This is a genomic window from Cupriavidus sp. F041, from assembly GCF_057814235.1.
Genome location: NZ_JBVASY010000002.1, coordinates 1,347,831 through 1,370,571, shown reverse-complemented (window position 1 = coordinate 1,370,571; position 22,741 = coordinate 1,347,831). Strand labels below are relative to the sequence as shown.

Genomic DNA, 22,741 nt, shown 5'->3' with positions numbered 1-22,741 from the left:
CCCTTTTCCCGCCTCGCCATGCTCAGCTACCGTCACGCCTTCCACGCCGGCAACCACGCCGATGTTCTTAAACACGCCATCGTGGTCCAATTGCTGGAACAGTTGAGCCAGAAAGACAAGCCCTTCTGGTATATCGACACGCACGCCGGCGCCGGGCTTTATGCGCTCGACCACGCTTACGCGCAAAAGAAGGGCGAATACGAAACCGGCATTGCCCGGCTGTGGCAGGCTGCTGCCGCCAAGCGGCCCATGCCGACCTTGCTCGAGGACTACCTGGAACAGGTGCGTACCCTTAACCCGGACGGCAGCCTGAAGCACTACCCCGGTTCGCCTTGGCTTGCCTGGCAGATGCTGCGCGATGCCGACCGACTGCGCCTGTTCGAGCTGCACAGCACGGAAATCCAGGTGCTGCGTGAGAATTTCCGCGGCGCCGGCCGCCGCGTCATGCTTTACGACGGCGACGGCTTCACCGGGATCAACGCCATCCTGCCGCCGCCGCCCCGCCGCGCGCTGGTGCTGATCGACCCCTCATACGAAGACAAGCAGGACTACGCCCGCGTGCTGCGGACCCTGCAGGATGGCCTGCAGCGCTTCGCCACCGGCATGTACGCCATCTGGTATCCCGAAGTGCAGCGCCGCGAATCGGTGCAGTTGCCGGTGCAGTTGAAGAAGCTGCCGCTCAAAAGCTGGCTGCACGTCAGCCTGCGTGTCAAGCATCCGGTTTCCGGCGGCCTTGGCCTGCACGGCAGCGGCATGTTCATCGTCAATCCGCCGTGGCGCCTGAAGGAAACCCTGGAGGCGGCCATGCCCGCCCTGGTGACGCTGCTGCGCCAGGATGATGGCGCAGGCTTCACCCTGGAAGCCCAGGAAAGCTGATCCTCGCGCCAGCCGCGAGCGTTCAGCGGCCGATGGCCGACTCGACGAAGTCGGCCCGCCGCGCAGCCGGCAAACGCAGCACTTCCAGCAGTTCATAGCCGTAACCGGCATAGGCGCGCACCATGGCGTCATGGGTACGTGCCGCCTCCTTCGGCGATTGCCGGCGTTCCGCGTCCCGGCTCTAAATATCCTCCCAGGGCGGCAGGATGAAGACGCAGCAGTGATAGCGAAGCAACCGCGCGGCGGCATCGATATGCGGCGGCACCGGCAAACCCGACAGGCTCAGGTAGCCGGCCACATCCGGCACGCCGCGATCGAAAAACACCGGTTCGGCCCGGCCCGCATGCGCCCGGCGGTTGCGCATCTCGCGCGACAGCATCAACTCGGCGAACAAGCGCGGATCCACCCACGGCAGGCCGGGGCCGTTCACCAACGTTTGCTCCTTGATAATCTCGCGCCCGACCTCCTCCGAGGTGGCGTATCCCCGGCGCGCCAGTTCGGCGATCAAGGTGGTCTTGCCGGCGCCGGGGCCGCCGGTGAGGATGAAGAACGGAGGTCTATCGGTCATCGATGGCAAACAGGATGAGGTCGGTTCAATGCGCCTGATCTTGGGCGGGGACGGAACCGGCGCCAACGCGGCACCGTGACACGACAAGCGATTACAGCATGCGCCCCGCCGGTAGGACAAGAATCACTTTGGTCCTTCCCGCCCGTCCGCCATACTGGATATTCCCTTTCCACATGCAGCATCGGCATGGAGACAAGCCATGTGCGTCAACTACGCGCCCGTGCAGGCGGCCGTTTTACGCGACGTCTTCGGCGTCACTTGTCCGGTGCAGGAATGGCCCCCCGAAACATGGCCTGACTACGCCGCGCCGCTGCTAGTGGCGGACCACGACGGCCAGCGGCAATGCCTGGCCGGCACCTTCGGGATGGTCCCCAGGAAACGCATTCCGCCCGGCGTGGCGAGGTTCGACACCACGAATGCGCGCTCGGAGTCGGTGGGTGAAAAACGGACGTTCTCGGCGGCGTGGAAACAGGGACAGCTATGCCTGATACCCGCGCAATGCTTCTATGAGCCCGATTACGCAACCGGCAAGGCGGTACGCTGGCGGATCTGGCTCAAGGATGACGAGCCCATGGCAATCGCCGGCCTCTGGCGCGCATGGCCGGGCGAAGGCGGCCACGACATCCACAGCTTCACCATGCTGACCACCAATTCGGAGCACCACCCGTTGATGCAACGCTTCCATGCGCCGGGCAAGGAAAAACGGATGATCGTGATCGTGCCGGGCACGGAGTGGGATGATTGGCTGACCTGCAGGGACACGGAACTGGCCCGCAGCTTCCTGCGCCCGTACGCCGCGGAAAAATTGGCGGCCGAGCCCGCACCGCTCCCGCCGCGGATTGCGGCAGGATCTCCGGAGGCGCCAGCCTGAGCGAACTGCGCTTGCCCGGACTGAACAGCGTTCAGGAAATCTGATACCGGTTCTGCCGGCTGCGGGAATAGAGCCCGCGCGCGAGTTCCAGGATGTGATCGCGGTGGCGGTCGAACGCATCGAGCACGGCAGGCTCGTCCGGGCGCAATTCAGGGCTGAGGGTGGAGAGCACCGCGCGGTCCACCTCGAAGGCGATTTCACGCGAGTTGTCATAGCCCCAAAAACATACGCAATGCCTGGATGGGTCGTAACTCCGGCTGGGATTGGGGAAAATGAGTGCCATGCATGCATCCTAGTCCGATTCGCGGGCATCCGTACGGTATCGAGAGCCCGGTTGCCCTATTTTCCCAGGATTCGGGGATGCGCCCTCCAGTAAGTCTGGAAAGGGGCGCTTTATCGCCGGCCGCGCATCGCGCGGGCCGCCCGATGACGCGCCTTTGGCGAGACATTCTCGCGCCCGTACATTGAGCGACATTTGCATCGGGAATACCAGATCTAAGCATCTTCTACTTGGCCCGCGAACGGCGAGACCGTAGCATTCCCAGGTCATCGGCGCGAGGCATGCCAGCCAGCGCATGTGCCAGTACAACGATGTCGATTCGACACGGCAGGCGCGCCAACGCAGCCCGGCCGCCGTGCACGCGGACAGGACCGGCTACCAAAAAGCCGGCCGCCGGAAATCTGTACAAGGGTCAAGGGGTCATATGAAGATTTTTAGCGGAATCAGCAACGGGTGGGCAGCGGAAACCGAGGCGACTGACGGGGGAATCTGGAAAAACACGATTGCCGCCGCCAGCCATGCGCTTGAGACCGTCGCGCTGGTCGAGCATGGCGTAGGCATGACGCTGAAGCTGCAGCGCAAGGTCCGCGCGCTACGCGAACGGCTGCGCACGACGCAAGCCGAACTCGATCGCTACCGCGACATGCACGCCCACGCCATGGAGGCGTTGCGTCAGACCGAAAGCGTCGTGCCGCAGGACACGAGCCAGCTACGGGCAGAGGGCGAAGCCCTGCAGATGCGGCATCGTGCCTACAAGCTGCTGGTCGAGCACTACGCTCGCGCCGGCATCCCCATCGACCTGGCTGTCTTTGCCAGGCAACGCCGCCGGGTTCTCCAGCACATCCTGTTCCAGCAACGCCGGGGCGTTGCCGTCGCGCAAATCAGCGTGGACGATATCGCGTTCCTGCTGCGTTGAGCGACCGGCGCCGATGAGCGGCGGGCTTTCGCCCGCGCTCTGCGCTGGCTTTTTCAGCTTGCCGGCAAGCCAAATGCGGCGGGAAAACCCATTGTCATGGGACGTGAAGTGTCTTCTCTTCCGGCCGGTTCAATGTCGGCATTGACGAACATCACCCACACAAATGATAATACGTCGCATTTTCAATTATGTGTCTGCTTGCGCATCGACATCCAGGGACCGCCTTGTCCGGCTCACCATTTCGGAACGAACACACCCGCTTTGCACGACAGCCGTCGGGCACGGCCGGACTCCGCGCCACGCCCGGGCCCGTAAGCCACGGCCCGTAAGCCACGGCCCGTGCGCCCGGGGTTGAAGCGCGTTGAGCGCACGTCATGTCGTCCCATCCTTCGCGCGTGTTCGGCCTGTTCGCCTTCTATGAAGAGTTGGTCGGCACCTGGACCCGCAAGCTGAGCAATCGCCACGAAGCCGAGGACCTGACCCAGGATGCGCTGCTCAAGGTGCTGGAAAGCCGCGGCGAGCCACTCGAACATCCGCGTGCGTACTTGCACCAGACCGCCCGCCACCTTGCCATCGATACCTTCCGGCGCGAGAGCGGGCGGGAGACGCTGTCGCTTGACAGCATTGCCTCGCATCACGCAAGCTCCGGCGATCCCGAAGCGGCGCTCCACGCCGTCCAGCTGGCCGCCGCGCTCGAGCAGGCGCTGGCGGAGCTCCCGCTCAATTGCCGCCAGGTCTTTGTCTGGCAGCGCCTGGAAGGGCTTTCCCAGCAAGTGATCGCCGAGCGCCTCCAGGTCTCGAAGAATATGGTCGAAAAACACATGATCCGCACGATGCGCCATCTGCGCGAACGGCTCGGCCCGCAAGCTCCTCATTGAGTACCGCGCCTTGATCCTGGCTCCCTTCCCCTTCCATTGCTTGCCCCGGACCGCCAAGTCCCGCAGGGCCAGGCCCAGATGACAGCGCCGGACAATGCCCGCGATGCGGCGGCATGCTGGTTCGCACGCGCCCGGGACGGCTTGCTGACCGCCCGGGAACGCCGTGACATGGCCGCCTGGCTCGACGCCAGTCCTATGCACCGGGCCGAATACACGGCGCTGGAACGTATCTGGCAGGCAGCCGGCGTGCTCGATCCCGACCGGCTGCGCGCACTGGCGGAAGAACTTGCACCGGCTACGCCGCCGCGGCGAGCGCGGCCGGCCTTGCGCGCCGCGATGCTGGCCAGCCTCAGTGTGATGGCCGTGGGCGCCGCATGGCTCGCCTGGCGGCAGGTCTCACCCGGCCCAGCTACCGATGCCGCCAGCGAGTCAAACCACTACACGGCAGCCGTGAGCACCGCCCCTGGCGAGCGGCGGCGGCTGACGCTGCCCGACGGTTCCGTCATCGAGCTCAATACGCGCACGCGGATCTCGGTACGTTTTGAACCGGGCCTGCGTGCCGTGACGCTGGCCGAGGGCGAGGCGATGTTCGAGGTGGCGCATGCCAGCGAACGGCCCTTCGTGGTCGACGCTGGCAGCGGCAAGGTCACGGTCACCGGCACGCGCTTCGATGTGCGCCGGGACGGCGCAACGGTCGCTGTCGCGGTGGAATCCGGCTCGGTCGGCGTGCAAGGCCGGGGCCCGGCCCCGTCCGTGAAGCGCCTGTCGGCCGGGCTCGGCACCCGCATCGCCGGCGATGGCCGGGTAGCCCCCGCGGCGCCGGTCGATCTCGGCACGGCCATGGCATGGCGCGAAGGCAAGCTGCGGTTCAAGGACCAGCCGCTGTCACTGGTGGCAGCCGAGGTCTCACGCTATCGCCGCAGCCCGGTGCGAATCGGCGACGCCAGCGCCGGCGCGCTGCGCCTGAGCAGTGCCTTCAACGCCGACGATACCGATGCCCTGCTCACCGCCCTACCGCAGTTCCTGCCCGTGGGCGTACGCACCCTCCCCGACGGCAGCACAGAAATATTTTCTCGCTAGATTCAGGTTTTTGCTCCGCGTTTCGTCTTCTCCCCCGAACGTGCCCGCGCACCGCGGGCCGCCGTCCCTTGACGCCTCTCAGAGAAGACCCAGACGTGACCCAGCAACAGCAGAACCTGGCCGGCATCGCCGCCAAGCGCCAACATCGGCCGCGCCGCGCGCGCCCAAGCCCCCAACTGATCGCCACCGTGGCCGCCACCCTCATCGGCGCCGCCGCGGCGCCGACTGCCGCCCAGCCGGCCCAGCCAGCCACGGTGACGATCGACATCCGTGCCCAGTCCCTGGCCGACGCGCTCACGCAGCTCAGCCGGCAGACTTCGCTTCAGTTGTTTTTCACTCCCGCACTGGTAGCGGGCAAGCAAGCCCCGGCGGTGCACGGCAGCATGCCCGCCGAAGCCGCGCTCGATGCCGTGCTCAAGGGTAGCGGCATCCGCTACCAGCGCAGTGGCTCCGGCATCGTGCTGCAACCGGCGGCCCAATCGGGCGCCGTTGCGCCCAATGCCGCGGCGAATGCAACGGCGGCGGCAACGTCCGCCGCCCCCGCGCCGGCGGCCATGCTCGAGGCCGTGGAGGTAACGGCATCGCGTACCTCCAGCGACCTGATGAGCCCTACCCGGCAGGTAACGGTGATCGATCGCGCGGAACTCAATGAACTGAAGACCGGCTCCGACAGCGTGGCCACCGTTCTCTCCAAGGTCATTCCCGGCATGGCCGACTCCAGCCATACCGTGACCGACTTCGGCCAGACCCTGCGGGGACGCGGCATGCTGGTGCTGCTCGACGGCATTCCCTTGAACACCAACCGGGACTCGGCGCGCAACCTCGCCAACGTGGATCCCACCCTGATCGAGCGCATCGAGGTCCTGCGCGGCAGCAGCGCCATCTACGGCGGCGGGGCCACCGGGGGCATTGTCTCGATCAACACGCGCCCGGCCGGCGGCCCGCCGCTGTCGGAGACCACCTTTTCGCTGACATCGCCGCTTTCCCGCCTGCGTGCGGACGGCCTGTCCGGCCAGTTGCAGCAGCATGTTTCCGGCAGCGAAGGGATGGTCGACTACGCCTTCGACGTGGGCGCCCGCCACATCGGCAACTCCTATGACGCGCGCGGCCAGCGCATCGCGCCGGAGCCGAGCCAGGGCGACCTGTTCCAGTCGGACATCTACAACATCGGCGGCAAGCTGGGCCTGCGCCTCACGCCCGAGCAGCGCGTGCAGCTTGCCGTGAGCCATTTCAATGCAAAGCAGGATACCGGCTACGCCTCCGACCCGTCGGTAGCCCGCCTGGCGCCGGGCAGCGTGCCCGCGCGCGCCATCAGCGGCCTGCAACTGGACGAGCAGAACCAGATCCGCAACACGCTGGTCAATCTCGAGTACGAACACAAGGACCTGGCGGGCAGCGCCGTCTCGTCGCAGCTCTACTACCGCGACTACTTCACCCGCTTTACACCGTTCGACGCACGCGCCGTCGCCACGCGCGGCGGCAATGTCGACCAGTCCATGCAGAACTCCGACGTGTTCGGCAGCCGGCTCACCATCAAGACGCCGCTGGACGGCGCCAAGCGCACCCGCCTGGTCTGGGGCCTGGACTTCGAGCAAGAACGCAGCGACATGCCGATCGATATCTTCGACCCCAAGGCCTACGACGCCAGCGGCGGCCGGGTCTTCAACAAGACCAGCACCCTCACCTATATGCCCCGGATCACCACGCGCAGCCTGGGCGGCTTTGGCCAGTTGCAGCACAAGTTCAACGAGCAGTGGTCGGCCGAGGGCGGGCTGCGCTACCAGTACGCGAACGCCCGCTTCAACGACTTCGTGCCACTGTCGCAATCCCGCGTGGCGCAGCCCGCCACGGTCAAGGGCGGCTCGGTCGACTACACCGCGCCGCTGGGCAATGCCGGCGTAGTCTACAAACCCGTGAAGGGGCACGAGGTCTATGCCTCGTTCAGCCAGGGCTTCAACCTGCCCGATATCGGCCTGCAAGTACGCAACGCGCGCGCCGGCTTCGATATCGGCTCCTCCGACCTCCAGCCGGTCAAGACCAACAACTATGAACTCGGCTGGCGCGGCGCCTTCGGCAATACGCTGACCTCGCTGGCAGTCTTCTACACCACCTCCGACCTGGGCGACGTGCAAAGCTTCAACAACGGCCTGATCCTGACCCGCACCGCCGAGCGCATCTACGGCGTGGAAGCCTCGGCCGACTACCTGTCCGACAATGAGCAATGGGGCACGGGCGGCACTTTCACCTGGATGCGCGGCCGCGAAACGCCGCAAGGCGGCGCCAGCCAGCAGATGAGCGGCTACCGCATTCCGCCGCTCAAGCTCACCGGCTACCTGCAATACCGCCCGACACCTGCATGGAGCAACCGGCTGCAGGCCACCTTCTTTGCCGGCCATGACTACCGGCTCAACGGCGTCGACAGTTTCGGCCGGCGCGACGTGGCCAGCTACACTACGCTGGACCTCATCAGCCGCTACCAGGTCAGCAAGAAAGACAGCGTCACGGTGGGGATCCAGAACCTGCTGAACCGCTACTACTACCCCCTCTACAGCCAGTTGCTGCGCAATAGCAATAACACTTCGCACTTGCCCGCTGCGGGCATCGTGCTAGCGGCGACCTACGTGCATCGCTGGTAGGCCCGCCGGGGCGCCGCAGGGATTCTTCTTGTAGAATTCGATATACTGTATATGCATACAGTAACCAAGGCGACCCGCCCCCGAGTTCTTTCTCGCGGCCGGGGCGCGTCGTCAACCCCGTTCGCTGACGCCATGTCATTTGCCCCCCGCCGCATCGCCCATCTGGATATGGACGCTTTCTATGCGTCCGTCGAGCTGTTGCGGTATCCGGAACTGCGCGGCATGCCCGTGGTGATCGGCGGCGGACGGAATGCGGTGCCCGAGACGCTTGAAGACGGAAGCCGGCGCTTTGCGCGCCTGCGCGACTATGCGGGACGTGGCGTCGTCACCACCTCGACTTACGAAGCGCGCGCGCTCGGCGTTTTTTCCGCCATGGGCATGATGAAGGCAGCCCAGCTCGCGCCTGACGCCATTCTGCTGCCCACCGACTTCGATTCGTACCGGCACTACTCCCGGCTCTTCAAGGCGGCCGTCTCCACGTTCACGAGCCAGGTCGAAGACCGGGGCATCGACGAGATCTACATCGATCTGAGCGATGTGCCAGGCGAGCCCGCCGATATCGGCAGCCGCATCAAGCAAGCGGTTCGCGAGGCCACGGGGCTGAGCTGCTCCATCTGCATCGCGCCCAATAAGCTCCTCGCCAAAATCGGATCCGAGCTGGACAAGCCCGATGGGCTTACCCTCCTGACGCCGGAAGACATCCCGCTGCGCATCTGGCCCCTACCGGTGCGCAAGGTCAACGGCATCGGCCCGAAAGCCACGGAGAAACTCGCCGCGCTCGGCATCGCCACCGTTGGCGACCTCGCCAGCGCCGACCTCGGGCTGCTGCAGGCCCATTTTGGCCGCAGCTATTCCGCGTGGCTCGCCGAGATCGCGCAAGGTCATGACGTACGCCCCGTGGTCATCAGCTCGGAGCCAAAGTCGATGAGCCGCGAAACCACTTTCGAGCGCGACCTGCATCCCCGCCACGATCGCCAGGCTCTCGGCGAAGTCTTTACCGGCCTGTGCCAGCGCCTCGCCGAAGACCTGCGCCGCAAGGGCTACGTCGGCCGCACCATCGGCGTCAAGCTGCGCTATGACGACTTCCACACCGTCACCCGCGACCTCAGCATGCCGGCCCCGACCGCCGACGCCACCCTGCTGCGGCGCGCCGCCACCGAATGTGTCAGACGCGTTCCGCTGAACCGGAAGATACGGCTGCTGGGCGTACGGGTGAGCGCGCTGACGCCAGCCGGCGAGCTGGAGTATGCGTCTGCGCCGGTCCAGGGAGAGTTGCCTTTCGGCGAAGACGAATAGCGGTCGCAGCCGATATTCAGGCCGTCTGATAGTACGAGCACGGGCCGCACTGGAAGGGGATGCACGCCCCCCGGCGCCTGTAGGACGGCAGCACGCTATGGCACGGACTTATCACCGACGTGACTGAGTGCAAGCGCTCGGAGGCGAAACTGCGGGAATTCGCGACGATTGATTTCCTGACGCAGCCATCTAGTTGATGGCATTTTCAGCCCTGACCCGGCCGGACGTTATAGGGCAGGCACGGCGGCAGCTGGTCCTGCCCTGGCTGCCGACGCTGCGTCGCTGACGACACCGGTTGCGTCAGTCTGCCGACTTCTTCCTGCCTCGCTGCTTCCCGGCGACACGCGCGCCGGACTCGTGAACCGCCCCGCTAGCGGAGCCGGTTGCCGTGCGCCTTCCGGTCGTCAGTACCTGCGCCTGTTTGGCGCCCTTGCCATATTTGCGCACCGATCGCACGCCCTCGACCTGCATCGGCAACTCAATGGCCGTCAGCAGGCGGTCGATGTCCTCGTTGCGCAAGTCCTTGACCAAGCGAGCCACCCGAATGGCCACGCCAGGCGGCAGGATCTCGTCATTCGAATGGACGGCAGCATCCTCCATGCTGCCGTCCAGCCACAGTCGAGGCAAGCCGAGCTTGGCCTCGATGTCGCGGGCAAGCCGTTCACCGATGCGCTTCTTTCCGGCCTTGCCTTCCGACGAAAAAACTCGGGAGAAATATGAGGGTTCGCGGTCGACTCGGTCCGCGAGGCGTGCAATCGAGCCTCCGAACTGTTTCTCCAGCACTTGGGCCAGGCGTTGTTCGCGCGTATCTTGGATGTCCATTACTCATTAAACCCGCGCATTACCTTAAGGTAAATTTTCTCCTGGTACTGTAAATTTAGTGACTAAAAGGTAATTTACGGAGCAAAAGGACCTTTCGCTCCCTTCTCAGCGCGATGGTTCGGCGGGGTCGACGCGACACTGATGCGGCAAGCCACGGGGGCGTCGGCACCTTGGCGGCTTCCGTGGATCGAGGACCGGGACTCACGGCCGGCAAGTCAGGATAGTTACCCATAAGACTTGTCTTTACATTTGCCTTTGGGTAAATTATCGGCGTTAACTTGAAGCGGCATCAGAACCCCGGCATTTCCATACCCAACGCCGGGCTGCATCGCGAGCGCCAGGGCTTGTGCCTGCGCCGGTTCGGCCCGGTCGCGACCCAGCGGGTCGACCCCGTATGCCGAGTCATGGAAGTCACGGCCTGGCACCACGCCAGCCCGGTCACGCCGCATTGCGCCGCGGCGCCAAATCCGCGCACCGACCTCGCTGACCTCAAGCACCCGCAGGCGAACGACCACGACAAAGGAAACCTCATGCTTATCGGACTTTGCGGCCGTCCCGGCTCCGGTCGGGACCTCGTCACCAGCTACCTGACTTCCGCGAACCACGCCTTCCCGACCGTCACGTTCGACGCCCCGCTGCGCCACATGATCCAGGCCTGCGCCGGCACCAGCGACGCGCAGTTCGGCACGGCCAGGCGCAACGATGTCGTTCCGGCGTTGGGGAAATCGCCGGCACAGTTGCTAGACGCCCTTCGCGAGTCCTGGATCCGCGCCCGCATGGATCCGGAAATGCTGGTCAAGTACTGTGCCGACGCTTAGGACCAGCGCGACGCCTGCGATGTGGTGGTACCCGACGTCGCCATCCATGCCGAGGCCGAGTTCATTCATGCGCGCGGCGGCCGGCTGATCCGGCTCGATTCGGAGCACGGGTACGGCGTTGAACCATTGATCCGGCCACAACTGTTCGACTTCCAACTGCGTGTCGGCGACAAATCCTCTGGCTTGTATGAGGAGCTGGATGCAATCGTGGGCAAAGAGGTGTTCGCGGAGGCTGGCGCGTGAAAGCCCAGCCCTTTCCCACGCCGGAACCGCCAGCAAGCTTTATTCGCAATTCGGTTAGCGCCTAGCTAACATGAAAGTGCAAGCAATCGCATTCAACACGTAAGCGGCGCAGGCTCCCAACCCTGCCCAGGCATGTTGTGATCGGCAATCCGCGCCGGGCACCGGCGCACCGGCGGTCGACACGGCTGCCGCCTCCGTGCCGGCGACTGGCGAGTGCGGTATCAGATCCAGCACGGCCCGATCGTGCTCGACGTGCCAGCCGTGCTCCTCTGGAGGTGCCAATCATGGTCAAGATTCAATTCATCGAACGCGACGGCCACCCCGAGTTCGCGGTGGTGCCCATTGAGGTATGGGAGCGCATCAAGCACCGGACCGAAGAGTGGGACGATGCCACGCTGCCCGGCCACACCAAGGCACGGGAAGACGGCTTTCGGATTCCCGCTGCCATACTGGACGCCGAACTCGCCGGCGACAACCCGATCAAGGCCTGGCGCGAATACCGCCGGATGACCCAGGACGCGCTGGCAACCGCGGCGGGACTCAGCAAGCCCTATCTCAGCCAGATTGAGAACCGCAAGCGCGATGGAAGCGTGGAAGTGTTTCAGAGTCTGGCGGAGGCACTGCACGTGCCGCTGGATGTGTTGGTTGAGCGGGAGGGAAAATGAAACGCGCCCTCCAGCCAGCTCCACATTACCGTTAGCCTGCATAGGAAATTGAGGCAATCGCGCTGGCCGTCACCGATGCCACCAATGGCAACTTCTGGACTCCGTCCAGTCCACTGACTATAACCAGTTCGGGGCTGAATCCGGTCCAAAGGAGGCGCAAACCATGAAGCCAGAACCGTTTGTCGTAACACCGAACGCCTATCCTCGTGCGCTCGATGTGGTGGGCGAGAAGATTACGATACTGGCATCAAATGCCGCCACGCAAGGCTATGAGATTTTCTTGCAGCAAGGCGATGAAGGCACCGGACCGCCACCGCACAGCCATGACTGGGACGAATCCTTCTATGTGGTCAAAGGCAGCGTCGAAATCAGCTACGGCGGCAATACCCTGGCCGCCACAGCTGGCACGCTCGTTCACCTGCCCGCAGGCACGATTCACAGCTTTCACTTTGGCCCGGGCGGCGGCGAAATGATCTCGGTCACAGGACAAACCGGACACGCGACGCGTCTCTTCACCGCAATCGACCAGGAAATTCCTCCAGGGCCGCCGGACGTCCCGAAATTGATCGCGATTGCAGAGAAGTGCGGTGTGACGGTTGCTGGCTGATGGGCATCTGCGGTCTGATGCCGGGCGGGTCAATCACCAAGAGTCCCCCACCAACCGTTGGTCTCCTTGCCAGTACCACCCCGACCGGCGCCTTAGTCAGAACAACCGTCAGATTGCTATCGTATCCCGGGCTTTCACGACGAAGATTTTCAGTATTGTTGTGCAATAAGCAATTATGCGTTTCGCAAACTAGGGTTTATAACCATAGGGCAAACCCCTATCATGCAGCCTGTTGCAGAGTCCCCAAATTTTGGTGGCTCGATGTCCCGCTTTCAATTCATCATGAATATCCAACGTTTCGTTCTGATTGCCGCCACTGTCGCTCTGACCGGTGCCCTGTCCGCCGCTTTTGCATTGGCCAAGGCTGGCGAGTTCGATGTGCGCACTGATGGCGCACGGGCCGGGAGTTCCGACACGTACGCCGATGGCACAAGGGCCGACACGTTCGAAACGTTCCCGGATGGCGCAAGGTCCGGCGGGTATATGTCTTCGTCTTCTTATGGCGCTCCGTTGTAACCAGGAGATTTCGCCGGACTCCCCAGTCCTGATGAAGGTGACAGCTTGGTTGTCACCTTTTTTCATTGAGCTCGGCGATCGACTGGGCAGGTAGTGCTTCGCAATCAACCGCGCCCGCGCCTCCTAGTTCTCCAGATCCGTCAGCCGCTTCCCCTGCACCGCCGGTGAGTGGGAAACACCGAGCCACAAACCTCCACGACGACAGCCAGTACGGTGCACGGCAGCGAGACACGGCACATTGAGAAGATGGTGTGGACGGCCGACGCCGCCGGCGCTTTTTTATACACGCAGGACGATGGCCTATGGCGCTATCCTCCCGGCACGCCTACAACGGAAGCACCGCCCCACAGGACCAACCATGGCACCGTGCGCGCCGGCGCCGAAGCTGGCCGACCTCTCCCCCAAGATGCTGTCAGAACGGAAAACCGTTCCGCGCGCAGACGGCTGGCCTTTCGAGTTCAAGTACAAATACGTACCCCATTCCGTTGTTTTTCCCACCGCCGCCACGCGGTGGCCGTTGCGTTTGGCGACGAGAGGCGTTGCCATTGCGAGGACCCGATGAGTGCCGTCATTCTTGAATCCGTACTGACCTGCCCGCACTGCGGCTTTGCCAAGCAGGAAACCATGCCAACGGACGCCTGCCAGTTCTTCTACGAGTGCAGCCGCTGCAAGGCGCTCTTGCGACCCAACCCCGGCGACTGCTGCGTGTTCTGTTCATTCGGTTCGATCAAGTGCCCGCCAATCCAGCAACAACGCGGGTGCTGTGGATAGAGCTTGGCGGAAGATTCTTTCTGGCCGTGCCGCCGGCCGGCTACCTGTATGTCCAAGACGTCGACGATGGGGAAGGGCTATATGACGACGCGCTGGCCCTGAAACTTGAGGGGATCTGGGAAAGCGGGCTGGCAGCACCTGCTAGTCCGGCGCGCGCTCGCCCGACTGGATCAAGGTCAAGCGCCCGGGGGCAGTGCCGCCTGAACGATTCAAGCGGTAAAGGTTCCGGAACGGGGCGTGGAGCTTTATGCGGCCGCATCCCGTGGATATGATGGTGGCAGAAGGGGCGCCGCCCTCGCCACGACGGAAGGCGCCATTACCGCAATCCGGTGGAATCAACGGCGACTTCACAATGAAAGCCTTCCGCATCGCTTCCTTTTTTCTTGCTATAGCCGCACTGTCCGCTCAAGCAGTTGAAGCACCTGAAAGCCAATGGCAGCGCGTTGGGTTGTCGCTAGTTGATCTTGTTGGACGTGGTTACGGCATTGCCGCGGTTACGAACGATTCGTCTCCAAATGGGGTATCAACCGAAACCTTCTTCCTTCAAAAAGGCGAAAGCGCGTTCAAATGCATCGAGGTTCATGCCTATGATTCCAAGACGAAAAAATCTGCAGCGCTTTTTGATTGTTTCGAACTGGTTACGCCCTACGCAATTCCTCGCGCCAAATGAAGCAAGTGTGCGGGAGGGTGCGCGCCGTCTGCCCCCCCACTACACAGCCTGGCGGCAGGCCCCCACCGCAGCATTCAGCCTGACCTCGCTCTCCCAGCACATTTTTACGCGATATCCAGCAGCATCGCGGCCCTGAATGCAGTCCCTCTGTATTTCCCGTTCGCACGTCGCACCACCGCCCCGTATGTGGGCGGTTTTTTTATTGGCAAGCGGGCAGCGCCGTCTGGCCTTCTCTAACCTAATGATTCACCACGAGCACGTTATGCCGCCTCGCCCATGGGGAAAGCATTTACTCAATCTCTTGCCTAAGGCGTTGGCCGCTCTCGGCAAACGCCTTGAGTTAAGCGTCGCATAGAGGACAGATCAAGCGTCCGGCACTCGCCAAGGGACCTGAATCGAGATGCACCACAGCAGGAACCAGTAGGCCGGCAGGAACATGGCTGGCTCCAGAGTTGCATCCAGTTTCCTGTCGTCGTTGCCGTCAGCTAACTGTCATAAAGCGGGCCTAGGGTGAGAGTTCACCCCCACTGCATTTCCAATGCAGCAGGGATTTCTTGAGTCACTCACCGGAGGCACGCATGGCTGTCAGTCTTAGGTGCTGGTCCGAAGACGGCGAGGAAGTTCTCGACGTGCCGCAGTCCGCGCTAGTCTTGACGTTCGCACCACACACGACGTTGCCACCACCGAAACAGGCGGTAGACGTCAAAGAAGAATCCATCAAGTGGACCATGCCAGACGACCCAGATCGCTTTGGCGATTTCGCGTAGCAAGTACGCCTAAGTGCCCAAAGCAAAGAGCCCGCGAGGCGCGAACCTGGCGGCTCCGAAGAACGAAAAGCCCGCTTGCGCGGGCTTGGGCATAATTCGCAGTTGTATCGAATCGAGGCCGTTCCCATTCCTTGCGGGCCACCGCAAGGGCGTGGGAGATCAGCGACATCTCACGGGACACCGACGCGCGGGGGACTTTCAAATACTTAGGATGCTTATGGGGCCGAAATGGGGCCGAAGCCACATCTGGCTTCAGGAATCGAACCGGCAACCGAAACTGATCTCGAACCTGCGAGAGCGGCCAGTATAGCCCTCCGTGCGCCGTGACTCATGCACCCCGCGCCGCTGGGGTGCCGGCGACACTGTATATCCATACAGTCAACTCGACTATCGACCACTCCTTTTAGACGGCTCTTATACTGGATATCCATACAGCATAAGTGAGAGAGACATGTTCGCCTGCGCCCCCGGTATCGTCTACCTCTACAGCCAATCCCATGGGACCGCACGTTTGGCCATCCGCTGCCCCCACCTGACCGTCGATGATCCGCTGCTCACCGCCGACACCTGGAACCCAGAGGTCGAAGCTGCCGCGCAGGCCGCCAGCGCGACCCTCACCCTGACGGGGGTCGATACCGCAGCGATCATGGCCCTGCCGTGGACAATTGACCGCCTAGCGTTCGATTGCCAGGGAACGTCGCTAAGCTTCCAGCTCGCCAACAGCATCCAGTTCACAGTTGCCCGCTCGATTTGCTTGCGCACCCGCGGCGAGCGCCACTATGCCACCCGTCAGGAGATGGCATGTTCTCTGTGACCTACCAGGCTGCATCAATCTTCCTGGAAACCCAGTTCCTGCCCGGCGACACGGCCGAGCTGCGCCTGGACTGCGAACACGTCACGGTAACGGCCAGCGCCGTCACCGTGCACGGCATCGAGACGCGCCACATAGAGAAGATGGTGTGGACGGCCGACTACCTGTCTTTCGAGCAGGACGGCCAGCAACACCGGATCAAGGTTTCCCGACCGGCCGTCAAGCCGCCCCTGCGCGCGCGGTTCCCCCGCCGCTGAATAGCCGTACCGCGCACCGCCATGCCACCCAATACCCCCGAGAACTGGGTCCGTGCGCTGCGCCACGCGGTTCGCGGCGGCACGCCAGACCTTTATGGCGACCCCTTCCGAACGCGGCACTACATCCTTGATCCTTCAGGCCGGCCAGTGGAGGAATTGGAACAGCAGGTCCATCTGGACTTCATGAAAGGTTGGTTCAAGCGCTTCGTTCTGCGCACCGACCTGCCGGACCAGGATGCCCGCGTCTGGACTTGCTTCTGCCCGTGGGACACCCCGGTCTTCCTCACGCACCTCATCGCCCCCAGCCTCGACAAGATATTCACGTCCGCGACGTGGCAAGATGCGCAGGACAAGCACCGGCGTGTCGCCGAGAAGGCGCGGCGGGTGCTGCCGCTCACGCCCTTGCCAGGAGATGAGGATGTGCACAACGAACATGAGAAGAAGCCTGACAGAAGCCGCAAACTGGTATGAGCAAAGGATTCACCCGTCCTGCAGACTAACCAAGCTTGGAGCAAGCATTCTTCTGGGCTGCATCATTTCCATGATTCGCGGCAAGGACCTCAGCTGGGATCTGCTGAACTATCACTACTATGCACCATGGGCGCTGCTCAACGATCGGCTGAGCGTCGATCTGTTTCCAGCCCAACTGCAAACATTCTTCAACCCAGTAATTGACCTTCCGTTTTACTACTGTGCCACGACGTTCCCTGACTACGTTTCGGTGCTGCTCATGGGGATCCCATTCGGGCTGGCTGTCTTTGTCACATGGAACATCATTGGGACCATAGGCGTCGGCCATCGAACGCCTGGCTGGGCCCCGAGAATCAATCGCGGGTTGGCTTGCTTTCTTGCGCTGGTCGGCGCTGCAGGGTATTCCCAGGCCAATACCACTTCGGGAGAGTGGACGACAACCGCTCTGGTATTGCTGGCGATCTGGGCGATCTTCGCTTCGCATCGAGGGAACCTGACTACCAGAACGGCGCTGGTCATTGCCGGCCTTTCGCTCGGGATGGCTACAGGACTCAAACTCACGGCAGCCATTCCAACCCTGGCAATCACACTTGCGCTGCTTTGCTCCCTATCGTGGCGGAGCCCGCGCGCGACTGCTAACGACTTGGCGCTCTACGCCGTATGTGGATGCGTTTCATTCGCCGCAGTCGCCGGGCCGTGGATGTGGGCTTTGTATTGGGAATATCAGAACCCGCTATTCCCGTTCTTCAACAGTTTGTTTCGCTCGCCACTCCTCGATGAGGCGACCATGCTGGACACGAGGTTCTTGCCGGGAACATGGGCCGAGTATCTCTGGTTTCCGATCCACGCGGCGTTTGCGAAGAACCGTCTCCACACAGAAGAGAATATGCGTGATCCGCGCCTGCTGATTGGGGAGGTCATTGCCGTACTATGGATTTCAAGTGCCGCAGCCCTCAGGTTGCGCAAGCGCTCCCTGGATAGTCGCTCTCAAATTAAGCTGTTCCTCAGCGTCACCTTTGTCGGAATGTACCTGCTCTGGATGACGATGTTTGGCATTTACCGATATGCCATCCTGCTGGAGATACTGTCGATCCTGATGGCGGGTATGGTAATTGGGGAAGCGCTCGATGGCGGCCACCGACGAAAAGCACTCTGGATTGCGGTGCTGGTATATGGCTCCGCCGCTATCCTGACAAGATCCCCGAACTGGGGAAGAACCCCGATGGATGGGAACCTGTATTTCTCCACCGAACTTCCAAAGTTGCCGCAGAAGTCACTGGTTCTCAATCTGGCGACCGCTCCGGTGGGCTACCTCGCCCCGCAGTGGCCCGACACGCCACCGTTCGTCTACCCGATCTCGAACCTTTCAGGCCCTGGGCGCAACGAGGCCATCCAGAGGATTATCAGCAATAAAGTCACATCCCATCCTGGCGAAATCTATGCGCTATGGGACGGCATCGAATTCACAGATTCTATGCGCCTGCTGCTTGCCAGCTACCACTTGCATGTGGACATGGCATCCTGCCGGCCGGTGTATCGCCCATCACTCGCCACACTTCTAGTTTGCCCAACCCGCCGGGCGGACATACCGGCAATGGACCAAAACCCGTCATGAACATCGCCGAAGCATTCGCCGCCCTGGAACATCTAACAGCCAACGAGCGGCTACTGATCAGGCGCCAAGAAGATGGAGACATGGACTGGTCCGCCGGCCATATTGGCGAAATTGACTTGGATGACGACCTCGGCGATAGCGTTTTAAACGCGATCGATGACTTCCGCTCTGGCGATGGCCTCATGCGGACATGATCGTTAAGGCAGGCGACAGCCAGATCCTCATTGCCATGGGACCAGAATCCCGCGAGACCGTCGAGAACGCCCTCAAGAGCGTTTCCGGGGACTTGGCCCGCCGTCATGCTCACTGACTGGCTAACCTGCCGGGATCCGGAGCGGGCGCGGGGCTTCATGCGGCCCTACCCGCCCGAGTTGATGGCTGCCGCGCCGGCGCCGCGCGCGCCGAGGGCCAAAGCCGCCGAATAGCCTTGCGCATCCCATCGAGAGAGTTATGTTCTCTTGGACCTAACTCCACTAGAGTGACACGGGGCAAACGCGATTGCCCCGCATTTCCTTCTGCACCCGCTTCCTCCTGGCCGCGGGTGCTTTTTTATAGACGCCACGCACGCAAGTCGGAAGATGCCCTATGGCGCTATCCTGCCGGCGTGCCTACAACGGAAGCACCGCCCCACAGGACCAACCATGGCACCGCGCGCGCCGGCGCCAAAGCTGGCCGACCTCTCCCCATGCTGCTGTCAGAACGGAAAACCGTTCCGCGCGCCGAAGGTTGGCATTTCGCGATCAAGTACGACGGGTACCGGATGCTGGCCACCACCGGCCAGGTCGAATTGCAGTCGAGCGGCGGAGTGGATGCGACGAAGTGGTTCCCCGAGCAGGGAGACGCGCTGGCCGCCCTGCCTGCCGGGAATATCGTTGACGGGGAGGTCTGCGTTCTCACCGATCTGGGAATCAGCGACTTCAACCGGGTGCACCGTCGCGCCTTGCGCCCGTGGCTGGTATGTCGGAGCGGACCAGGTCGCCTATTGCATCTTCGATCTGATCGTTGGCGGCGGTCGGGATCTTGCGGGCCCAGCCCATCGAGAAGCGCAAGGCCGCGCTCAAGAAGTTGCCGGCCGACCCACCACCCGGCCCGCTGTATGTCCAGGACGTCGACGATGGGGAATGGCTCTACGACAACGCACTGGCGTTGAATCTGGAGGGGATCGTCGGGAAGCGGGCGGGCAGCACCTACCAGGCTGGCGCGCGCTCGCCCGACTGGATAAATGCGTATTCCGGTGATCATGACCGGCATTTCCGGCATCGTGACCGCTGATTCCGTTTTATCGTGACCGCTGTTTCCGGTTGTTCGTGACCGGCGATACCGGCGATCGTGACCGGTGGTCGACGGGAGGTGTTGCGTGGGACGGATTTTACCCTGGAAGACTATGCGAGGTCGTTGGCCATGCCTGCCGCGCCTATTTTTTGAGCAGTCTTTCTTAACGAGTCGCCGGCCAGTGTGATCCGGTGAATGCGGTGCATCAGCCGATCGAGAATGGCATCGGCGATGGTGGGATCGCCGATCCAGGCATGCCAGTGCTCGACGGGTAATTGACTGGTGATGAGGATGCCGCGGTTGCTGCCGCGATCGTCGATGAGCTCAAGCAAATCGTTACGTGTGGCGGCATCCAGTGGCGCAACGGCCCAGTCGTCCAGCACCACCAGATCGGTCTTGGCCATCTGCAGCAGCCATTTGCCGAAGCCGCCGCTGCCGTGGAGGATACGCAGTTCCTCGGCGAGCCTGGGCACGCGCAGGTAGGCGACGGAATGACCACGGCGGCAGGCGTATTGCGCCAGTGCGCAGGCGAGCCAGGTCTTGCCGACACCGGTCGGACCGCCGACGAGCACGGTGTGGCCGGTAGCGATCCAGTCGGACAGCACAAGGCTGGTGATCTGTTTATGATCAATGCCCCGGCCCGGCCGGGTATCGAGATCTTCGATGGCGGCCTGCGGATACTTGAGCCGGGCACGCTGCAATAGACGGGCAAGCTTGCGGTTGTTGCGCCAGAGCAGTTCACGGTCGATCAGCAAAGCCAGGCGTTCTTCAAAGGCGAGCGCGCCGGCGGCCGGCTGGGCAAGCTGCTCTTCAAGGGCGGCGGCGAAGCCGTCGAGCTTGAGCGAGCGTAGTTGCGCGAGAGTGGTATGGGTCATCATGAGGTGAGGTCCTGGTCATTGGCGCCGGGCGAGAAGGCAGAGTCAAGAGCGGGCGCAGCCCGGCATAGCGCACCCTTGAGGCCGACCAGACGGTCAGGCGCTAGGCCAGGCAGTCCGCGGCAGCCTGCCGCGGACTGCCGTGGTGACAGGCGGCGTCACTGGTAGTAGCTGGGGCCGCGTAGATGCGCGTGGTCGGGACTGACCCACTCGGATGGGGCCGCGGCAGCGAGCCGGTCGCGGTCGGTTTCGAGCACGCTCTTGACGTGGCGATACTGATACGCGCCCAGTTCCAGAGCGACTGCGCAGGCGGCTTCGAGGCGATCGTTGCCATAACGCTTGGCTAAACTCAGCAGACCTAAACAAGAGCGGTAGCCGTGCTCGGGATGCTTGTACCGTTCGAGCAGGCGCCGCACGACGGCACCGGTGGCGCCGCCGATCTGCTGGCCCCAATGGACGAGCCGCTGCGGCGACCACTCGAGGTGAGCGCGGTGAGCGGCGGGCATATGCTCGGCCACGGTAGTGAAGCCGCCCGCAGTCGCGCGCAGATGGGCCGCAACGCGCTGGCCGCGATGCAGCAGTTCGACGGCGTGTGAGGTGATGCGGGCGTCCAGCGTCTGACCGACCAGCGCGTGCGGCACGCTGTAGCGATGCTTGTTGATCTCGACGTGGTGGTCGATATGAACCTTGACGGTGCGGAACTGGGCGATCTCGTAGGGAATCGCCGGCAACGGGCGCAGCGCCGGGGCGTCCAATGCAGCGAAGGCGCTGGCGCGGCTGCCCGGCAGCTTCTGGAAGGGGCGGTCATTCAGCGTGGGCAACAGCGCGGCGATCGCGCAGTCGACCGCGTACACGGTCTCGAAACGCTGATGGCGCAGCCGCGCCATGATCCAACGTTCAACTATCTGGACCGCGACTTCGACCTTAGCTTTGTCCTGCGGCCGCCGCGCCCGGGCCGGGAGCACCGACGTGCCGTAATGGCGCGCGAAGTCGAGCACGGTGTCATTGGCGCGCGGCTCATAGCGGTCCGCATTGGCAATCAAGGCACGCGGGTTATCGGGCACGATCAAGTCGGGGCTGCCACCTATAAAGCTCAGGGCGCGCACCATCGAGCCGATCCAATCGACCATCGTCTCGCGCGGCGTGGCGCAGGCGAATGTGTAGCTCGATGCGCCCAATGCTGCGACGAACACATGGGCACGCGTGCCATCGGCCACCGCGATGGTCGGGCCAGCATAGTCGACAAACAGCTTCTCGCCGGCCTTGTGGACCTGGCGCATCGAGCGCTTCAGGCTCTTGGCCCACGTGTGGTAGTGCTCGCAGAATTGCGTGTGGCGGTAGGTCTTGCCGCCGGGGTGGGCGTCGACATATTCCTGCCACAGCAGCGTCAGCGTGACGCCCTTGCGACGCAACTCCTGGTGTATCCGCGCATAGTCCGGCGGCACGTAGGCGCTGCCACGTGAACCGGGCAGCAGACGCGCTGCGATCGCCGCCTCGTCGAGGTCACGTAGCTGGTCCCATGCCAGCCCGGCATCCGCGGCGAGCGACACGTACTTGGATACCACTCCTTTGGAAATTTGCAGCGTCGCCGCGATGCGAGAGTGTGAAAGCTGAGACTCATGCTTGAGTCGTAACACGTCTTTGATCATGCGTATCGTCATTGGGGGTGTGGGCATCGCTTCTCCGTGTAAAAACGGGGAAGGTTATCCACAACCGGGGTTGAACAATACGCAACATCTCCACGCCGATCATCCCGAGGCAGACACCGCGAAATCGGCGGCGGATGACGCCTCAGCGGGCTGGTCACGATCGCCGGAAAGACCGGTCACGATCAGCCGGAAATGCTGGTCACGATGCCGGAATCACCGGTCACGATAATCCGGAATCACTGGTCACGCTCAGCCGGAATACGCAGATAAAGGTCAAGCGCTCCGGGGCTGTACCGGCGCAGCGGTTCAGCCGGCTGGCACGATGACAAGGGGCGCCCGTAGGCGCCCCCGGCGGCGGTCAGTGACTGTTTCCGTCCGGTCTCCACCCCAGCCACCTCCAGCACGCGTTGGCAGTGTATCAGGGGTGCCGAAGCGCCCTCTCCCCACTAAGTAAGGGACCGATTAACGTGCCAACGGCGTCAGCGTTTCAATCAGGATTCCCGCTCCACGT

Annotated in this window: 26 protein-coding genes; 20 read left to right on the top strand and 6 right to left on the bottom strand. The window is 63.1% G+C overall.

The window, feature by feature from the left end:
• The first annotated feature begins 18 nt into the window (after positions 1-18).
• Positions 19-876: a 23S rRNA (adenine(2030)-N(6))-methyltransferase RlmJ gene (locus ACZY0R_RS23565; RefSeq protein ID WP_045237785.1), complete on the top strand. Its 858-nt coding sequence runs from the start codon at positions 19-21 to the stop codon at positions 874-876.
• 181 nt (positions 877-1,057) lie between these two features.
• On the opposite strand, the gene ACZY0R_RS23560 is transcribed toward ACZY0R_RS23565, so the two are convergent.
• Positions 1,058-1,444, bottom strand: coding sequence for an AAA family ATPase (locus ACZY0R_RS23560; RefSeq protein ID WP_488861649.1), 387 nt, complete (start codon positions 1,442-1,444; stop codon positions 1,058-1,060).
• 199 nt (positions 1,445-1,643) lie between these two features.
• Here ACZY0R_RS23560 and ACZY0R_RS23555 point away from each other — a divergent pair, with 199 nt between their 5' ends.
• Positions 1,644-2,315: an SOS response-associated peptidase gene (locus tag ACZY0R_RS23555; RefSeq protein WP_488861647.1), complete on the top strand. Its 672-nt coding sequence runs from the start codon at positions 1,644-1,646 to the stop codon at positions 2,313-2,315.
• Between the two features lie 31 nt (positions 2,316-2,346).
• Here the strand turns inward: ACZY0R_RS23555 and ACZY0R_RS23550 are convergent, their stop codons facing one another.
• Positions 2,347-2,598 carry a DUF1488 family protein gene (locus tag ACZY0R_RS23550; RefSeq protein WP_045237788.1) on the bottom strand — a complete coding sequence of 84 codons (252 nt, stop codon included), beginning with the start codon at positions 2,596-2,598 and terminating at the stop codon, positions 2,347-2,349.
• Between the two features lie 292 nt (positions 2,599-2,890).
• Between ACZY0R_RS23550 and ACZY0R_RS23545 the strand changes: the two genes are divergently transcribed.
• The 5 genes from ACZY0R_RS23545 (at position 2,891) to dinB (ending at position 9,401) form a co-directional block, all read left to right on the top strand.
• The gene (locus ACZY0R_RS23545) at positions 2,891-3,511 is read left to right on the top strand and encodes a hypothetical protein (protein ID WP_488861645.1); all 621 of its coding nucleotides are present in this window, start codon (positions 2,891-2,893) and stop codon (positions 3,509-3,511) included.
• A gap of 374 nt (positions 3,512-3,885) precedes the next feature.
• Complete coding sequence (locus tag ACZY0R_RS23540; RefSeq protein WP_488861643.1) at positions 3,886-4,389, top strand: sigma-70 family RNA polymerase sigma factor; 504 nt, start codon at positions 3,886-3,888, stop codon at positions 4,387-4,389.
• Between the two features lie 78 nt (positions 4,390-4,467).
• The gene (locus ACZY0R_RS23535; protein ID WP_488861641.1) at positions 4,468-5,469 is read left to right on the top strand and encodes a FecR family protein; all 1,002 of its coding nucleotides are present in this window, start codon (positions 4,468-4,470) and stop codon (positions 5,467-5,469) included.
• A gap of 188 nt (positions 5,470-5,657) precedes the next feature.
• The gene (locus tag ACZY0R_RS23530; protein WP_488866124.1) at positions 5,658-8,105 is read left to right on the top strand and encodes a TonB-dependent receptor; all 2,448 of its coding nucleotides are present in this window, start codon (positions 5,658-5,660) and stop codon (positions 8,103-8,105) included.
• Between the two features lie 132 nt (positions 8,106-8,237).
• Positions 8,238-9,401 (top strand): DNA polymerase IV, encoded by a 1,164-nt coding sequence (gene dinB / locus ACZY0R_RS23525; RefSeq protein ID WP_488861639.1) that lies wholly within the window; start codon positions 8,238-8,240, stop codon positions 9,399-9,401.
• A 300-nt stretch (positions 9,402-9,701) separates the two neighbouring features.
• Here the strand turns inward: dinB and ACZY0R_RS23520 are convergent, their stop codons facing one another.
• Positions 9,702-10,184 (bottom strand): hypothetical protein, encoded by a 483-nt coding sequence (locus ACZY0R_RS23520; protein WP_488861637.1) that lies wholly within the window; start codon positions 10,182-10,184, stop codon positions 9,702-9,704.
• A 317-nt stretch (positions 10,185-10,501) separates the two neighbouring features.
• On the opposite strand from ACZY0R_RS23520, the gene ACZY0R_RS23515 reads away from it, so the two are divergent.
• From ACZY0R_RS23515 to ACZY0R_RS23460, 12 genes are all read left to right on the top strand, one after another.
• Complete coding sequence (locus ACZY0R_RS23515; protein WP_488861635.1) at positions 10,502-11,041, top strand: hypothetical protein; 540 nt, start codon at positions 10,502-10,504, stop codon at positions 11,039-11,041.
• A 21-nt stretch (positions 11,042-11,062) separates the two neighbouring features.
• Positions 11,063-11,284 (top strand): hypothetical protein, encoded by a 222-nt coding sequence (locus ACZY0R_RS23510; protein WP_488861633.1) that lies wholly within the window; start codon positions 11,063-11,065, stop codon positions 11,282-11,284.
• A 284-nt stretch (positions 11,285-11,568) separates the two neighbouring features.
• A complete protein-coding gene (locus ACZY0R_RS23505) occupies positions 11,569-11,949 on the top strand; it encodes a helix-turn-helix domain-containing protein (protein ID WP_488861631.1) in 381 nt (126 codons plus the stop codon).
• Between the two features lie 163 nt (positions 11,950-12,112).
• Complete coding sequence (locus ACZY0R_RS23500; protein WP_488861629.1) at positions 12,113-12,556, top strand: cupin domain-containing protein; 444 nt, start codon at positions 12,113-12,115, stop codon at positions 12,554-12,556.
• Positions 12,557-12,817: 261 nt separating this feature from the next.
• Positions 12,818-13,072 (top strand): hypothetical protein, encoded by a 255-nt coding sequence (locus ACZY0R_RS23495; RefSeq protein WP_488861627.1) that lies wholly within the window; start codon positions 12,818-12,820, stop codon positions 13,070-13,072.
• A 558-nt stretch (positions 13,073-13,630) separates the two neighbouring features.
• Complete coding sequence (locus tag ACZY0R_RS23490) at positions 13,631-13,843, top strand: GDCCVxC domain-containing (seleno)protein (protein WP_488861625.1); 213 nt, start codon at positions 13,631-13,633, stop codon at positions 13,841-13,843.
• A 352-nt stretch (positions 13,844-14,195) separates the two neighbouring features.
• Positions 14,196-14,513, top strand: coding sequence for a hypothetical protein (locus tag ACZY0R_RS23485; RefSeq protein ID WP_488861624.1), 318 nt, complete (start codon positions 14,196-14,198; stop codon positions 14,511-14,513).
• A gap of 1,218 nt (positions 14,514-15,731) precedes the next feature.
• Positions 15,732-16,094: a hypothetical protein gene (locus ACZY0R_RS23480; RefSeq protein WP_488861622.1), complete on the top strand. Its 363-nt coding sequence runs from the start codon at positions 15,732-15,734 to the stop codon at positions 16,092-16,094.
• A complete protein-coding gene (locus ACZY0R_RS23475; RefSeq protein WP_488861620.1) occupies positions 16,082-16,348 on the top strand; it encodes a hypothetical protein in 267 nt (88 codons plus the stop codon). Before ACZY0R_RS23480 ends, ACZY0R_RS23475 begins: the two co-directional genes overlap by 13 nt.
• Before the next feature lie 21 nt (positions 16,349-16,369).
• Positions 16,370-16,819: a hypothetical protein gene (locus tag ACZY0R_RS23470; RefSeq protein WP_488861618.1), complete on the top strand. Its 450-nt coding sequence runs from the start codon at positions 16,370-16,372 to the stop codon at positions 16,817-16,819.
• Positions 16,782-18,434, top strand: a complete 1,653-nt coding sequence (locus ACZY0R_RS23465; RefSeq protein ID WP_488861616.1) for a hypothetical protein — start codon at positions 16,782-16,784, stop codon at positions 18,432-18,434. Before ACZY0R_RS23470 ends, ACZY0R_RS23465 begins: the two co-directional genes overlap by 38 nt.
• Positions 18,431-18,628 (top strand): hypothetical protein, encoded by a 198-nt coding sequence (locus ACZY0R_RS23460; RefSeq protein ID WP_488861614.1) that lies wholly within the window; start codon positions 18,431-18,433, stop codon positions 18,626-18,628. Before ACZY0R_RS23465 ends, ACZY0R_RS23460 begins: the two co-directional genes overlap by 4 nt.
• A 500-nt stretch (positions 18,629-19,128) precedes the next feature.
• Here ACZY0R_RS23460 and ACZY0R_RS23455 read toward each other — a convergent pair whose 3' ends face one another.
• A complete protein-coding gene (locus ACZY0R_RS23455) occupies positions 19,129-19,365 on the bottom strand; it encodes a hypothetical protein (RefSeq protein ID WP_488861612.1) in 237 nt (78 codons plus the stop codon).
• Positions 19,366-19,454: 89 nt separating this feature from the next.
• Between ACZY0R_RS23455 and ACZY0R_RS23450 the strand changes: the two genes are divergently transcribed.
• On the top strand, positions 19,455-19,706 hold the full coding sequence (locus ACZY0R_RS23450; protein WP_488861610.1) for a hypothetical protein: 252 nt from the start codon (positions 19,455-19,457) through the stop codon (positions 19,704-19,706).
• A gap of 110 nt (positions 19,707-19,816) precedes the next feature.
• Here ACZY0R_RS23450 and istB read toward each other — a convergent pair whose 3' ends face one another.
• Both istB and istA read right to left on the bottom strand, forming a co-directional pair.
• The gene (gene istB, locus ACZY0R_RS23445; protein WP_488861608.1) at positions 19,817-20,584 is read right to left on the bottom strand and encodes an IS21-like element helper ATPase IstB; all 768 of its coding nucleotides are present in this window, start codon (positions 20,582-20,584) and stop codon (positions 19,817-19,819) included.
• A gap of 155 nt (positions 20,585-20,739) precedes the next feature.
• Positions 20,740-22,257 carry an IS21 family transposase gene (gene istA, locus ACZY0R_RS23440; RefSeq protein WP_488861606.1) on the bottom strand — a complete coding sequence of 506 codons (1,518 nt, stop codon included), beginning with the start codon at positions 22,255-22,257 and terminating at the stop codon, positions 20,740-20,742.
• Positions 22,258-22,741: the final 484 nt, after the last annotated feature.